The organism is Kutzneria sp. CA-103260, from assembly GCF_018263855.1.
Taxonomy (GTDB): Bacteria; Actinomycetota; Actinomycetes; order Mycobacteriales; family Pseudonocardiaceae; genus Kutzneria.
Genome location: NZ_CP073318.1, coordinates 4,571,370 through 4,585,601, shown reverse-complemented (window position 1 = coordinate 4,585,601; position 14,232 = coordinate 4,571,370). Strand labels below are relative to the sequence as shown.

The window sequence follows — 14,232 nt, the reverse complement described above, 5'->3', positions numbered from 1 at the left end:
GAACGGGCTTCGGCCCTCGACCTCCAGGCGGTGGACCCGATGGGGACCGGATCCGACGTTGTCGCCCACCGCGGGCGGCCGCGATGACACGCGCCGGGGCGGGCGCGTTGGTGCTGCCGCTGGCGCTCGGGCAGTTCGTCGCCAGCTTCGCCGCGACCACCATGAACGTGGCGATCAGCGCGATCGCGTCGGACATCGGCACGACCGTGATCGGCGTGCAGACCACGATCACGCTGTTCACCCTGACCATGGCGGCCCTGATGATCCCGGGCAGCAAGCTGACCGACATCTGGGGCCGCAAGGTCTGCTTCGTGGTCGGGCTGACCGTGTACGGCGCCGGCGCCGTGCTGGCCTCCCTGGCCACCGGCCTGGGCCTGATGGTGCTCGGCTACTCGGTGCTGGAAGGGATCGGCTCGGCGCTGATGATCCCGCCCATCTACATCCTGATCACGGTGTCGTTCGACGACGTGGAGACCCGCGCCCGGCACTTCGGGGTGGTCAGCGGCGCGGGCGGTCTCGGCGCGGCGGCGGGGCCGCTGATCGGCGGCCTGATCACCAGCGCGTTCAGCTGGCGCGCGTCGTTCCTGCTCCAGGCGCTGCTGGTGCTGTGCATCATCATCCTGTCCCGCCGCGTGGCCGATCCGCCCAGGACCGAGCCGCGGCCGGGGTTCGACCTGCTCGGCGCGGTGCTGTCCGCCGGCGGCCTGTTCCTCGTGGTGTTCGGCATCCTGCGCACCGGCGTCTACGGCTGGTTCGTCGCGCGCACGGCCTTCTCGGTGGCCGGCGCCGTCGTCATCCCGGCGGGCGGCCCGTCGCCGGTGTGGATCTTCATCGGGGCCGGCGTGCTCACTCTCGTAGGGCTGGTGCTGCACCTGCGCGCCCGGGAGCGCGCGGGCCGGGACCCGCTGTTCTCCGTCGAGCTGTTCCGCGACCGCACCACCAGTCTCGGCCTCGTGACCCAGCACCTGCAGTGGCTGGTGCTGCAGGGCTCGTTCTTCGTGATCTCCGTTTTCCTGCAACAGGTTCGCGGCTACGACGCGATCGGGACCGGCCTGGTGCTGCTGCCCGCGACGGTGGGCATCCTGCTGTCGTCCGCCGCGGCGGAACGCCTTGCCCACCGCCACAGCCAGCGGCGGCTGGTCCGCGGCGGCTTCGTGACCACGATCGCCGGCATGGCGCTGCTGCTGGCCCTGGTCCGGGACGACTCGGGGGTGCTCACCTTCGTGCCCGGCCTGTTCCTGGTCGGCGCGGGCATCGGGATCATGCTGACCGCCTCGGTGAACGTGGTGCAGTCCAACTCGCCGCCGCGACTGCAGGGCGACATCTCCGGCGTCTCGCGCAGCGTGTCCAACCTGGGGTCCTCGGTGGGCACCGCGCTGGTCGGCTCGGTGCTCGTGGGCGCTTCGCATCCGGGTGGCAGCCCGTTCGCACTCTCCCTCGTCGTGCTCGGCGCCGTCGCGGTCGCCGGCCTCGTCGCCGCCGTCATGCTGCCCCGAACCACCCGCCCGGCATGACGTCGCGTGCGCCGCCCAGAGCACATGCTGGCGCCATCACCGATCCGGCCACGTTGGAGGTGGGCACCATGTCCGATGCGGAGCGCGAGCGACTCGCCGACGCCGACGCGGGGGTCGCCTGGCGGCGTTGGGGGCCGTACCTCAGCGAGCGGCAGTGGGGGACGGTGCGGGAGAACTACGGCGTCGACGCCTGGTCGTCGTTCCCCCACGAGCAGGCCCGCTATCGCGCGTACCGGTGGGGCGAGGACGGCCTGGCCGGATTCTGCGACGACCGGCAGCGGCTGTGCCTGGCACTCGCGCTGTGGAACGGGGTCGACCCGATGCTCAAGGAGCGTCTGTTCGGGCTCACCAACGCCGAGGGCAACCACGGCGAGGACGTCAAGGAGTGCTACTTCTACGTCGACGCCACGCCGACGTCGTCCTACCTGAAGATGGTCTACAAGTATCCGCAGGCCGAGTTCCCGTACGCGGAGCTGGTGGCCGTCAACGCCGCGCGGGACCGGTCCGAGCCCGAGTACGAACTGCTCGACACCGGGGTCTTCGACGACGACCGGTACTTCGACGTGGTGGTCGAGTACGCCAAGGCGGGGCCGGAAGACGTGCTCATGCGGGTGACCGCGTACAACCGGGGCCCGGCGGACGCCGTGCTGCACGTGCTGCCGACGCTGTGGTTCCGGCACACGTGGTCCTGGGCCGGCGGCGCGCAGCAGCCGGTGTTGCGCGCGGTGGACGGGCCGACCGGCGTCAGCGCGATCCGGGCGGACCACGAGGAGCTGGGCACCAGGTGGTGCTACACGGACGGGAAGGTTCCCGTGCTGGTGACCGGGAACGAGACCGACAACGAGCGCGCGTTCGGGTGGCCCAACGATGCCCGCTACGTCAAGGACGGCATCGACCGTGCGGTGGTGCACGACGATCCCGACGCGGTCGATCCCACCGGTGTGGGCACGAAGGCGGCGATGCACCACGCGCTGGTGGTGCCGGCCGGGGACAGTGTCACGGTTCGGGTCCGGTTGACCGACACCGAGCGCGGCGCCCCGTTCGAAGTCTTCGACCACCTGCTGAGCCGGCGCCGCGACGAGGCGGACGCGTTCTACAGCACGCTCACCGAGGACCTGACCGACGACGAGCGCCTCGTCGTGCGCCAGGCGCTGGCCGGCATGCTGTGGTCGAAGCAGTACTACGCGCTGGACCTGGAGCGGTGGCTGGTCGAGCACGGCGCCGACCCGATCGACGGCGACCTCCCGCTGCGCAACCGGGAATGGCGGCACCTGCTCGCCGAGGACGTCATCTCCATGCCGGACAAGTGGGAGTACCCCTGGTTCGCGGCCTGGAACCTGGCCTTCCACGCCGTCGCCATCGCGTCGGTCGACATGGCGTTCGCCAAGCACCAGCTCGGTCTGCTGCTGGACCGGCGGTACCTGCATCCCAACGGCCAGCTGCCGGCGTACGAGTGGAACTTCGGCGACGTCAACCCGCCCGTGCACGCGTGGGCCACGCTGTTCGTCTACGAGCTGGAGAAGGCCAGGACCGGCGAGGGCGACCGGCGCTTCCTGGCGAACGCCTTCCACAAGCTGACCCGCAACTTCGGCTGGTGGCTCAACCGCAAGGACGCCGACGACCGCAACATCTTCCAGGGCGGCTTCCTGGGACTGGACAACGTCGGCGTGTTCGACCGCAGCGCGCCGCTGCCCGGCGGCGGCCGGATCGACCAGGCCGACGGCACCGCGTGGATGGCGTTGTACTGCCAGAGCATGACCCGCATCGCCGTCGAACTCGCCGAGCACGACCCGGTGTACGTCGAACAGGCCCTCGCACTGCTGGAGAACCACGCGTGGATCGCCGCCGCGACCACCCACGTCGGTCCGGACGGGATCAGCCTCTGGGACGAGCAGGACGGCTTCTTCTACGACGTGCTGCGCCGGCCGGACGGCAGCGCGGTGCCGCTGCGCGTGCGCTCGGTGGTCGGCTTGATGCCGCTGGCCGCGGCGACCGTTGTCGGAGCCGACGTGCGAACCCGGTTCCCCGAGCTCGTGGACGGCGTCGCGGAGTTCCTCGACCGCCATCCGGCCGTGACGGCCGCGCTGTGGGGCCACGGCCGGCAGGCCCGGGAGACCGGCCCGGCGCTGTTCGCCCTGTTCGACGAGCACCGGCTGCGCCGGATCCTGTCGCGGATGCTGGACGAGGCGGAGTTCCTCAGCCCGTACGGCATCCGCTCGATGTCGCGCTGGCACGCGGAAAACCCGTACGTGCTGGACGTGAACGGCCAGGAGCACCGCGTCGGCTACCTGCCGGCGGATTCCGACAGCGGCATGTTCGGCGGCAACTCCAACTGGCGCGGCCCGGTGTGGTTCCCGGTCAACCTGATGCTCGTCCGCGCGCTGCTGAACCTGCACGCCTACTTCGGCGAGGACTTCACCGTGGAATGCCCGACCGGTTCCGGCCGGCAGTGCACGCTCTACGAGGTGGCACAGGACATCGCGGACCGGCTTGTCCGGATCTTCCGGCCCGACGCCGAGGGGCGCCGGCCGGTGCACGGCGGCCGCCCGATCCCGTGGGACAACCAGCACTGGCGCGACCTGCCGCTGTTCTACGAGTACTTCCACGGCGACAACGGCAGCGGCGTCGGCGCGAGCCACCAGACCGGCTGGACCGGCACGGTCGCCGTGCTGCCGCTGCTGTTTCGCAGCCCACTGGCCCGGACCATGCTGCCCGGCGGGCGCCCGGCGGTGGCGCGATGAGCGGGTGGCCCGACCAGCCGGTGATCTACGAGGTCAACACCGCGGTGTGGCTGAACGCGCTCTCCCGCCGTTCCGGCCGCCACACGACGCTGGCCGACGTGTCCGCCCGCGACTGGGACGCGATCACCCCGCGCGGTGTCGACGCGGTGTGGCTGATGGGCGTGTGGCGGCGCAGCCCGGCCGGTCTCGCGCTGGCCGTCGCCGATCCCGAACTGCGTCGGGCGTTCCGTGAGGCACTGCCGGACCTGCGCCCGACCGACGTGTTCGGCTCGCCCTACTGCGTGCGCCAGTACGTGGTCGACGCGGCCTTCGGCGGGCCGTCGGCGCTGGCCGCCGCGCGAGGCGAGCTCGCCGACCGCGGTGTCCGGCTGATCCTCGACTACGTGCCCAACCACGTCGCGCCGGATCACCCGTGGGTCACCTCGCGCCCGGAGCTGTTCGTCCCGGGCGGGCCGCAGGACGTGCGGGCGGACCCGAGGGCATGGCTGGAACTGTCCGAGCACGTTCTCGCCCGCGGGCGGGACCCGTACTTCCCGCCGTGGCCGGACGTCGTGCAGCTCGACGCGTTCTCCCCGGACCTGCGCGCCGCCACCGCGGCCACGCTGGCCGGGATCTCGGACCAGTGCGACGGGATCCGCTGCGACATGGCGATGCTCGTGACGAACCCGGTGTTCGGGGCGACCTGGGGCGGGCGGGTGGGGCCGGAGCCCGCTGAGGAGTTCTGGCCGGCGGTCATCGGCCGGCTGCGCGCGCTGCATCCCGACACCGTGCTCGTCGCCGAGGCCTACTGGGACCTCGAGCGCACGCTCCAGCAGCAGGGGTTCTCCTTCTGCTACGACAAGCAGCTCCGCGACCGGGTTGTCGGGCAGGACCCGGCCAGCATCCGCGCGCATCTCGGAGCCGACCAGGGCTACCAGTCCCGGCTGGTGCGTTTCCTGGAGAACCACGACGAACCCCGCATCGCCGGCCAGTTGCCCGCGGCCGCCGGGCGGGCCGCGGCCGTCGCCATCGCCACCGTGCCCGGCGCGACCCTCTGGCACGAAGGCCAGTTCGAGGGGCGCCGGGCCCGCCCGTCGGTGTTCCTGTCCCGGCGCCCCGACGAGCCCACGGACCACCGGCTCGCCGAGTGGCACGCCCACCTGATCGCCACCGTCGCCGGCCACCGGGTCCGGCGCGGCGCCTGGCGGCCGCTGGAACCGGCCGGGTGGCCGGACAACCAGTCGTGCCGGAGCATCCTCGCCTGGTGCTGGCTGCCCGGCGGCGGCACGAGCCGCCACCTCGTGGCGGTGAACTTCTCCGGGCAGCCGGCGCAGACGCGGATCCCGCTGGGCTGGCCCGATTTACCCGGCCGCCGCTGGCGCCTCACGGACCTGCTCGGCGGCGAGGTGTTCGACCGGGACGGCGACGACCTGGCCGGCTCGGGCCTGTACCTCAGCCTTGGCCCGTGGCAGGCCCACCTGCTGTCCGTCGAGTCGCCCGGGTCCTCGTAGCGCGGGAGCACCGCGTGGCTGTCGGAGTGAGTACACGTCGGTGAAACAACGGGCGGTTCGCGTAACCGCCCGTTGTTCCGGTTGACACGCGCCGGTCATCGTCGCTCACTCTACTTGTTTTCGTGAACGGCGATTCGGTCGCGAATTCCGAGAGGGACGGCCTGGACGGCGCGTATTTCCCGGTCCTTGTCGTCGGTGGCGGTCAGGCGGGGCTGTCGGTCAGTTATTGGCTGACCGCCCGTGGCATCGGCCACGTGGTGTTGGAGAAGTCGACGGTCGGCGCGGAATGGCGGGACCGGCGCTGGGACTCGTTTTGCCTCGTCACCCCGAACTGGCAGTGCCGGCTGCCCGGGCACGCCTATTCGGGTGACGATCCGCACGGTTTCATGGTCCGGGACCAGATCGTCGACCACGTCCGGGACTACGCGGCGAAGATCGAGGCGCCGGTGGTCGAGGGGGTGACGGCGACCCGGCTGCGGGTGGGCGCGGACGGCCGGTTCACGGTGGCGACCACGGCCGGCACGCTGACCGCGGACCAGGTGGTGATCGCCACCGGCCCGCACCAGGTGCCGCTGACGCCCCGCCTGGCCGAGCGGCTGCCGGCGGGCATCGCGCAACTGCACTCCGCCGACTACAAGCGCCCGGACGCGCTGCCCGCGGGCGGCGTGCTGGTGGTGGGCACCGGGCAGTCGGGCTGCCAGATCGCCGAGGACCTGCACCTGGCCGGCCGGCAGGTGCACCTGGCCACCGGCAGCGCGCCCCGGGTGAGCCGGTTCCACCGGGGCCGGGACGTCGTGGACTGGCTCGACGACATGGGCTACTACCGGCGGTCGATCGCCGAGTTCGACGACGCCGACGCGGTGCGGCTGCGGGCCAACCACTACGTCACCGGCCGGGACGGCGGCCGCGACATCGACCTGCGGGCCTTCGCCCGGGACGGCATGCGGCTCTACGGCCGCCTGGCCGGCATCGACGCCACGAAGGTCGCCTTCGCGGCCGACCTGGCCGCCAACCTCGACCACGCCGACGACGTGGCCCGGTCGATCAACGCTGGCATCGACGACCACATCGAGGCCAACGGCATCGCGGCCCCGCCCGCGGCCCCGTACGAACCGGTGTGGACCCCGCGCGACATCCCCACCGAGATCGATGTGGCGAAAGAGGGCATAACCTCGGTGGTCTGGGCCACCGGATTCGGTCGCGACCACCGCTGGATCGACCTTCCGCTGTTCGACGGGAAGGGATATCCGACCCATGATCGGGGCGTCACGAGTTTTCCCGGCGTTTACTTCATCGGGCTCCCGTGGCAATGGACGTGGGGGTCGGGACGATTCTCCGGAGTGGCCGCCGACGCCGAGCACATCGTGGCGGAAATCGAATTCGCGCGCCGCCGGAATCGGACGTTCGACATGCCCTGGATCGCCGGCACACCGACCAGCACGTATCCCGGCGACGACAACTGGGTCGCCCCGCGGACGGCGGCGTGATGGCCGCGCCGCGCTGGATCTGCGACGCGCACCGGCACCTGGGCGCGATGCCGGCCCACCCCTTCTACCAGGGCCCGCCGGTGCGCCCGGACACCACGGCCCGGGCCACCATCGCCGAGCTGATCGCCGACATGGACGCCGAGGGGGCCGAGCGGGCGCTGGTGATCCCCAACTACGGCGTGCCCGAGCCGGACCTGGCCTTCTCGTTCAACGAGCTGGTCGTGGAGGCGGCGGCCGCGGACGACCGGATCCGGGCCGCGCTGTGGGTGTCGCCCAAGCCGGCCGACGCCGCGCGCACGGCCGCCGCCCTGAGGCTGGCCGGCGAACCCGGCGTGCGGGCGCTCAAGCTCAGCTTCCTGCTCGGCGGCCGGGCCGACGACCCCGACTGCGCCCCGCAGCTGGACCACATCTTCGACCAGGCCCGGGAACGCGACCTCGTGGTGCACGTGCACACCTCGCCCGGGGCGGCCTCCGACATCGACGAGGTCGGCAAGCTCGTCGATCGCTACGGCGACCACGTGCGCATCCACCTCGTGCACTTCGGCGGCGGCATGAGCGGCCACATCAAACTGGCCGGCGGCCGCTTCCTGGACTGGGTGCGGGCCGGCAAGCGCGTCTACACCGACCTGTCCTGGGCCATCGGCTTCGCCCCGCGCTGGCTGGTGGCCGAGCTGGACCGGCACGGCCTCGGCCACGACCGGGTGCTGTTCGCCAGCGACCAGCCGTGGGGCGAGTTCGACGGCGAGCGGGCCAAGCTCGCCGCCGCCACGGGCGACGGCGACCTGTCCGCCGCCGTGTTCCGCGACAACTTCCAGCACCTCTACGAGTGAAGGAGCAGTCGATGCCCGAGTTGACCGAGGCCGAGTCCCAGAGCCTCAACGAGATCCCGCACCCGGCGCTGCCCGAGGGCACGAACCTCTACGGCGGCACCAAGGTCTTCCCCGACTACCAGGCCGAACCCGGCCAGTCCTACTTCACGCTGGTGCACGGCATCGCGCACGAGTCCTCGGTCAGCTTCGTGGCGATCCTGCAGGCGACCCGGGCGCTGCGCAAGGGCTTCGAGACCGCCATCTACTTCTACGGCCCGGGCGCGATGAACTGCATGGCCACCCGCGGCTTCCCGACCACCGGCAACTCGGCCTTCCCGGGCGAGCACAACATCAACGAGTCGCTGAAGACCTTCATCAAGGAGGGCGGCAAGGTCTTCTGCTGCCGGTTCGGCCTGTCCCTGCACGGACTGCGCGAGGAGGACCTGATCGAGGGGGTCATCCCGACGCACCCGCTGGACGTGCAAGACGCGCTGATCCACTACGCCCGCAAGGGCGCGATCATCAACTCCACCTACATGGTCTGAGGCGGGAGGCGCCGTGCGAACCGTCACCTTCGTCGAACTCGCGCTGGTCGGGGTCCGGGGCGCGACCCCGGTCCGGCGCGGCATGGGCGCCGGGCCCAGCGCCGACGGCCATCTTGTGGTCGACGGCCTGAACGCGGCGCTGCCCACCAATCCGGACTCGCCCTACGAGCTGCGGGACGGCCGGGTGCTGGCCGGGGAGACCGACCTGGGCCTGTCGGCCACCCCGGTCCGGCGGCCCAGGTTCTACGATCTGTCCACTGTGGACGGCGTGTCCTACGAGAAGATCGCCCGCCTGCACGGGGCCGACGTGCTGGCCACGACCGTCGTGCAGACCTGCGTCCGGTACGCCGAGGACCAGCGCTGCCGGTTCTGCACCATCGAGGAGTCGCTGCGCTCGCGGGCGACCGTCGCCGCGAAGACGCCGGCGCAGCTGGCCGAGGTGGCCGAGGCGGCCGTGCGGCTGGACGGCGTGCGGCAGATGGTCATGACCACCGGCACGACGACCGGCCCCGATCGCGGGGCCCGCAACCTGGTCCGCTGCGTGCAGGCCGTGCTCGAGGCCGTGCCCGGGCTTGCGATCCAGGTGCAGATCGAGCCGCCGGCGGACCTGTCCGTGCTGACCGAACTGCGCGCTGCCGGCGCGGTGTCGATCGGCATCCACGTCGAGTCCCTGGACGACGAGGTGCGGCGCAAATGGATGCCGGGCAAGGGGGCCGTGCCGATGAGCGAGTACGAGGCGGCCTGGGACGAGGCGGTCCGGCTGTTCGGCCGCAACCGGGTCTCGACCTATCTGCTGGTCGGGCTGGGCGAGGACCCGGACGAGCTGATCGCCGGCGCGGCCCGGCTGATCGACCGCGGCGTGTACCCGTTCGTGGTGCCGTTCCGAGCCATGCCCGGCACGCTGGCCGTGCGGGACGGTGCGCGGCCGCCGGACGCGGCGCTGGTGACCTACGTGACCGAGCGGGTGGCGACGTTGTTGCAGGAGGCGGACATGCGGGGTGCGGACCAGGAAGCCGGCTGCGCGGCCTGCGGCGGGTGCAGCGCGCTGCGGATGGCCGGCGCATGACGGCCATCGGCGAGGTGCTGTTGGGAACCACCCCGCGGTGCCGGATCCGCGTGGCCGAAGCGTCCGATGTGGACGCCTACCGTCGGTTGCGGACCGAGGTTTTTGTTGCCGAGCAGGGATTGTTCCATGGCAGCGATCTCGACTGGCGGGACGAGGACCCCCGCACGGTGGTGCTCGTCGCCCACGACCCGGCCGGTGCGGTGATCGGCGGCGTCCGGCTCGGGCCGGCCACGCCCGGCGAGGATCTCGGCTGGTGGGTCGGCGGCCGGCTGGTGGTCCGGGCCGGCGACCGGCGGCTGCTCGGTGTCGGCGCGGCGCTGGTCAACGCCGCCGCCGCGCATGCGGAAGGCGCTGGTGTGTTGCGGTTCGAGGCGACCGTGCAGGCGGCCAACGTGATGCTGTTCCGACGACTGGGCTGGCTCGCCGTCCGGGACGTCGAGGTCGCCGGGCGGCCGCACGTGCTGATGCGCTGGCCGGTCGACCGCATCGCCGCGCTGGCCTCGGCGACCAAACGCGAGCTCGGTCCGCTGCTGAATGGCCTGCTGCCCCGAGGTTTCCTCGGCGACGACGGCGCGCCGGTGCCCGGCAGCGACCTCGTGGCCTGCTGCGACGCCATCACGCCGGCCATGGTCGAACGTGATCCCGAGTGGGCCGGCTGGTGCTCGGTTCTGGTCAACGCCAACGACTTGTCGGCGATGGGGGCGCGCCCGGTCGGGCTGCTCGACGCCCTCGGCGCCCGGGATGCTTCGGCGGCCCGCCGCGTGCTGACCGGCCTCCGCGCCGCTGCTGAGGTCTACGGCCTGCCCGTGCTCGGCGGCCACACGCAGCTCGGGGTGCCCGCCTCGCTGGCCGTGACCGCGTTGGGCCACGCGCAACGGCCCGTGCCCGGCGGCGGTGGCCGGCCCGGGATGCCACTGCGGCTCACCGCCGACCTCGCTGGCGGCTGGCGGCCCGGATATGCCGGCCGGCAATGGGATTCCACCACCCATCGCAGCCCCACCGAGCTGCGCGCCATGCTCGACGCCGTGCGCCGGGCCCAGCCGGCGGCGGCCAAGGACGTCTCGATGGCCGGCATCGCCGGCACGCTCGGCATGATGGCCGAGGCCGGCGGCTGCGGGGCTGTCCTCGATGTCGACGCCGTCCCCCGACCGGCCGGGGCATCGATGGGGGACTGGCTGACCTGCTTCCCCGGCTTCGCCATGCTCACGGCCGGTGAGCAGCAGATGGACGCCGGCCCAGCCATGGGTGCGACGTGCGGGGAACTGACGAGTGAACCGGGGGTTCGGCTGCGCTGGCCGGACGGGGAGACGACCGAGGCGATCGCCGGCCCGGTCACCGGACTGGGGGCGGCATGAACTGGTCGGTACAGTACAAGGCGGCGCCATGACCACCCTGCGCATGGCGGCGGTGTCCGCCAACTTCGGCAGAGACATCGACGTCGCCCTGGTCACCGTGGCCAAGCTGATCGCCGAGGCCCGAGAGCAGGGCGTTGGCCTGCTGGTGCTGCCGGAGGCGACGCTGGGCGGCTACCTGGCCTCCCTCGACGGCACGGCCGAGGGACCGCCGCCACTGGAGGTGGACGGCCCGGAGATCGGGCGGCTGGCGGCGCTGGCGGGGGACATGGTGGTGACGGCGGGGTTCTGTGAGCGCGGCGAGGGCACGGTCTACAACAGCGCGGTCTGCGTGACGGGGGACGGAGTGCTCGCGGTGCACCGGAAAGTGCACCAGCCGCTGCTGGAGAGCGCCAGCTACGGGGCGGGGCAGCGGTTCGAGGCGTTCGACACGCCGGTGGGCCGGCTGGGCATGATGATCTGCTACGACAAGGCCTTTCCGGAGGCGGCCCGGGCCCTGGCGTTGGGCGGGGCGCAGGTCGTGGCCTGCATGTCGGCCTGGCCGGGCAGCCGCACCAATCCGGCTCCGGACCTGCGCCAGGACCGCTGGAAGCGGCGCTTCGACCTGTTCGACCGGGCCAACGCGCTGCAGAACCAGCTGGTGTGGGTGTCGGCCAACCAGACCGGCGACTTCGGTACGCTCCGGTTCGTGGGCAGCGCCAAGATCGTCGACCCGGGTGGGGAGATCCTCGACGACACCGGGGTGGGCGAGGGCGTGGCCGTGGCCGAGCTGGACGTGCCGGCGGCGCTGGAGCAGGCCCGCCGGGCCATGGGGCACCTGCGCGACCGCCGGCCCGACGCGTACTGACACCATGCTGCGGATCGGCGCGGTGGCGGCCGCCTTCACCCGGGACCTGGACTTCGACCTCCAGCGCATCGCCACGCTGATCGAGCACGCCCGCCGCGACGGCGTCGGCCTGCTGGTGCTGCCCGATGCTGCCCTGGGCGGCTACCTGACCGACCTGCGCCAGCCGGACCTGGCCGCGCTGCCGCCGGCCCTGCCGGTCGACGACGTGCACCTGCGCAAGATCGCCGGCCTGGCCGCGGACATGGTGGTGTGCCTGGGTTTCTGCGAGGCCGACGGCGGCTCCCGCTACAACAGCGCGGTCTGCGTGACCGGGGACGGCGTGCTCGGCCTGCACCGCAAGGTGCACCAGCCGGCCGGGGAGTCGGCGGCCTACGCGGCCGGGGACCGGTTCACCGCCTTCGACACGCCGGCCGGCCGGCTGGGCATGATGATCGACTACGACAAGTCGTTCCCGGAGTCGGCCCGGGCGCTGGCCCGCGACGGCGCGCAGGTGCTGGCATGTCTGTCGGCCTGGCCGACCAGCATCACCAACCGCGCGCCGCGGATGGCCCAGGACCGTCAGTCCCGCCTGTTCGACCTGTACGACCAGGCCCGGGCGGCGGAGAACCAGGTGGTGCTGGCCTCGTCCAACCAGACCGGCGCGCTGGGCGGCATGCGGTTCCTCGGTCAGGCCAAGGTGGTCGGGCCGGGCGGCGACGTGCTGGCCCGGACCTGGTCCAAGGCCGGCATCGCGGTCGCGGAGCTGGACGTGCCGGCCGAGATCGAGCACGCCCGCCGGGTGCTCAACCACCTGGACGAGCTGCGGCCGGAGGCGTACCGCTGATGCGGATCGCGCTGCTGACCTACTCCTCGAAGCCCCGCGGCGGCGTGGTGCACACCCTCGCGCTGGCCGAGGCCCTGGCCGCCCTCGGCCAGGACGTGACGGTCTGGACGCTGGGCCGCGGCGGCGACGACCGCTTCTACCGGCCGGTCGACCCGGCGGTGACGGTGAAGATCGTGCCGTTCCCGAGCGTGGACGACGTCGGCGAGCGGGTGCTGCGGTCCATCGCCGCGCTGCGCGAGGCCTTCGATCCCGCCGGGTACGACATCGTGCACGCCCAGGACTGCATCAGCGCCAACGCCGTCGACCGGTGCGTCCGGACGGTGCACCACATCGACCACTTCACCACGCCGGAGCTCGCGGCCTGCCACGAGCGGGCCATCGTCAATCCCTACGCCCACGTCTGCGTTTCCGCTGCCGTCGCGGCCGAACTCCGTGACGGCTGGGGGATTTCCGCGATGGTGATCCCCAACGGCGTGAACTACGAACGCTTCGCCACCGCCGATGGCCGGAAGTGGCGGGAACGCCTCGGCCCGTACGTGCTGTCGGTCGGCGGAATCGAGCCGCGCAAGGGCTCCCTCGACCTGCTGGCGGCGTACCAGCGGCTCGGGCGGCCCGACGTGCGGCTGGTGATCGCCGGCGGCGAGACCCTGTTCGACTACCGCTCATACCGCGCGGAGTGGGACGCCCTGGCCGCCTCGGTCCACCCCGAGCCGGTGGTGCTCGGTCCCGTCGCCGACGACGAGCTGCCCGCCTTGGTCGCCGGCGCCTCGGTGTTCGCGTTCCCGTCCACAAAGGAGGGTTTCGGCCTGGCGGCCATGGAGGCCCTGGCCGCCGGCGTGCCCCTGGTGGCCCGGGACCTTCCGGTGCTGCGGGAGGTGTTCACCGGCGCCGCGCTGTTCGCCGACACCGTGCCCGACCTGGCCGCCGCCCTCGCCTCGGCCCTGGACTCCGGCGGCGGGAACCGCGTCGCCGCCGGCCGGCAGCTGGCCGCCGGCTACACTTGGTCCGCCGCGGCCGAGGCCCACCTGCGGCTCTACCATGGGTTTCCGTGGACATCCGGCAGATCGAGTTCTTCGTTGTCGTCGCCGAGGAACTGAACTTCACGAGGGCCGCCGAGCTGACGCCCGTGACGCAGTCGGGGCTGTCGTTGTCGATCCGGAGCCTGGAGCGGGAGCTGGGCGCGGCCCTGGAAACGGTGCGGCTCGGCGCGGAGCAGTGTCTGGGGGCTGCGATCGCCCTGCCGGACGTGCTGGCGGCGTTCCAACGCCGGCGTCCGGCGGTCACGCTCCGGTTCGAGCAGGTGGGCGGCCGGACCCTGCTGGACGCCGGCCTGTTGGCGCAGGCGGGCGACGCGCCGCCGCAGGTCGCCCTCCACCATGTGCAGGTTGGAACGGCACACGCCGCAGCCGGCGACGCGCACCAGCAGCTGCCCGGGGCCGGGCTTGGAGGGTCGAGATTTCCTTCCAGGCCAACGGGTTCTGGGTCAGCGGGGCGGGAGTGTCCAATGTGATCGCGTGCATGGGTCCATCCTGCGAGCGCCGCCCCGCCCCGTCCAACG

Annotated in this window: 12 protein-coding genes; all 12 read left to right on the top strand. The window is 72.5% G+C overall.

From position 1 onward, the window contains the following. Positions 1 to 83 precede the first annotated feature (83 nt). Positions 84 to 1,514: an MFS transporter gene (locus JJ691_RS19730; protein WP_211770214.1), complete on the top strand. Its 1,431-nt coding sequence runs from the start codon at positions 84 to 86 to the stop codon at positions 1,512 to 1,514. A 68-nt stretch (positions 1,515 to 1,582) separates the two neighbouring features. Next, a complete protein-coding gene (locus tag JJ691_RS19725) occupies positions 1,583 to 4,255 on the top strand; it encodes an MGH1-like glycoside hydrolase domain-containing protein (protein WP_211770213.1) in 2,673 nt (890 codons plus the stop codon). After that, positions 4,252 to 5,745: an alpha-amylase family glycosyl hydrolase gene (locus JJ691_RS19720; protein WP_211770212.1), complete on the top strand. Its 1,494-nt coding sequence runs from the start codon at positions 4,252 to 4,254 to the stop codon at positions 5,743 to 5,745. The genes JJ691_RS19725 and JJ691_RS19720 overlap by 4 nt, the downstream gene beginning before the upstream one ends. 122 nt (positions 5,746 to 5,867) lie before the next feature. Beyond that, a complete protein-coding gene (locus JJ691_RS19715) occupies positions 5,868 to 7,232 on the top strand; it encodes an MSMEG_0569 family flavin-dependent oxidoreductase (RefSeq protein WP_249228043.1) in 1,365 nt (454 codons plus the stop codon). Next, on the top strand, positions 7,232 to 8,062 hold the full coding sequence (locus JJ691_RS19710; RefSeq protein WP_211770211.1) for an amidohydrolase family protein: 831 nt from the start codon (positions 7,232 to 7,234) through the stop codon (positions 8,060 to 8,062). The genes JJ691_RS19715 and JJ691_RS19710 overlap by 1 nt, the downstream gene beginning before the upstream one ends. 11 nt (positions 8,063 to 8,073) lie before the next feature. Further along, the gene (locus JJ691_RS19705) at positions 8,074 to 8,586 is read left to right on the top strand and encodes an MSMEG_0572/Sll0783 family nitrogen starvation response protein (RefSeq protein WP_211770210.1); all 513 of its coding nucleotides are present in this window, start codon (positions 8,074 to 8,076) and stop codon (positions 8,584 to 8,586) included. 13 nt (positions 8,587 to 8,599) lie between these two features. After that, positions 8,600 to 9,652: an MSMEG_0568 family radical SAM protein gene (locus JJ691_RS19700; RefSeq protein WP_211770209.1), complete on the top strand. Its 1,053-nt coding sequence runs from the start codon at positions 8,600 to 8,602 to the stop codon at positions 9,650 to 9,652. Continuing rightward, entirely contained in the window at positions 9,649 to 11,007 is a 1,359-nt protein-coding gene (locus tag JJ691_RS19695; protein ID WP_211770208.1) for an MSMEG_0567/sll0787 family protein, read from the top strand. Before JJ691_RS19700 ends, JJ691_RS19695 begins: the two co-directional genes overlap by 4 nt. Positions 11,008 to 11,035: 28 nt before the next feature. Then, on the top strand, positions 11,036 to 11,851 hold the full coding sequence (locus tag JJ691_RS19690; protein WP_211770207.1) for a carbon-nitrogen hydrolase family protein: 816 nt from the start codon (positions 11,036 to 11,038) through the stop codon (positions 11,849 to 11,851). A gap of 4 nt (positions 11,852 to 11,855) precedes the next feature. Next, positions 11,856 to 12,674 (top strand): carbon-nitrogen hydrolase family protein, encoded by an 819-nt coding sequence (locus tag JJ691_RS19685; RefSeq protein WP_211770206.1) that lies wholly within the window; start codon positions 11,856 to 11,858, stop codon positions 12,672 to 12,674. Beyond that, positions 12,674 to 13,771 carry an MSMEG_0565 family glycosyltransferase gene (locus tag JJ691_RS19680; RefSeq protein WP_211770205.1) on the top strand — a complete coding sequence of 366 codons (1,098 nt, stop codon included), beginning with the start codon at positions 12,674 to 12,676 and terminating at the stop codon, positions 13,769 to 13,771. Before JJ691_RS19685 ends, JJ691_RS19680 begins: the two co-directional genes overlap by 1 nt. Beyond that, a complete protein-coding gene (locus tag JJ691_RS19675) occupies positions 13,723 to 14,184 on the top strand; it encodes a LysR family transcriptional regulator (RefSeq protein WP_211770204.1) in 462 nt (153 codons plus the stop codon). The genes JJ691_RS19680 and JJ691_RS19675 overlap by 49 nt, the downstream gene beginning before the upstream one ends. Positions 14,185 to 14,232: the final 48 nt, after the last annotated feature.

Coding starts and splice junctions, on each gene's coding strand:
- JJ691_RS19725 (WP_211770213.1), top strand. CDS start 1,583: ATGTCCGATGCGGAGCGCGAGCGACTCGCCGACGCCGACGCGGGGGTC.
- JJ691_RS19695 (WP_211770208.1), top strand. CDS start 9,649: ATGACGGCCATCGGCGAGGTGCTGTTGGGAACCACCCCGCGGTGCCGG.
- JJ691_RS19705 (WP_211770210.1), top strand. CDS start 8,074: ATGCCCGAGTTGACCGAGGCCGAGTCCCAGAGCCTCAACGAGATCCCG.
- JJ691_RS19690 (WP_211770207.1), top strand. CDS start 11,036: ATGACCACCCTGCGCATGGCGGCGGTGTCCGCCAACTTCGGCAGAGAC.
- JJ691_RS19710 (WP_211770211.1), top strand. CDS start 7,232: ATGGCCGCGCCGCGCTGGATCTGCGACGCGCACCGGCACCTGGGCGCG.
- JJ691_RS19685 (WP_211770206.1), top strand. CDS start 11,856: ATGCTGCGGATCGGCGCGGTGGCGGCCGCCTTCACCCGGGACCTGGAC.
- JJ691_RS19720 (WP_211770212.1), top strand. CDS start 4,252: ATGAGCGGGTGGCCCGACCAGCCGGTGATCTACGAGGTCAACACCGCG.
- JJ691_RS19680 (WP_211770205.1), top strand. CDS start 12,674: ATGCGGATCGCGCTGCTGACCTACTCCTCGAAGCCCCGCGGCGGCGTG.
- JJ691_RS19730 (WP_211770214.1), top strand. CDS start 84: ATGACACGCGCCGGGGCGGGCGCGTTGGTGCTGCCGCTGGCGCTCGGG.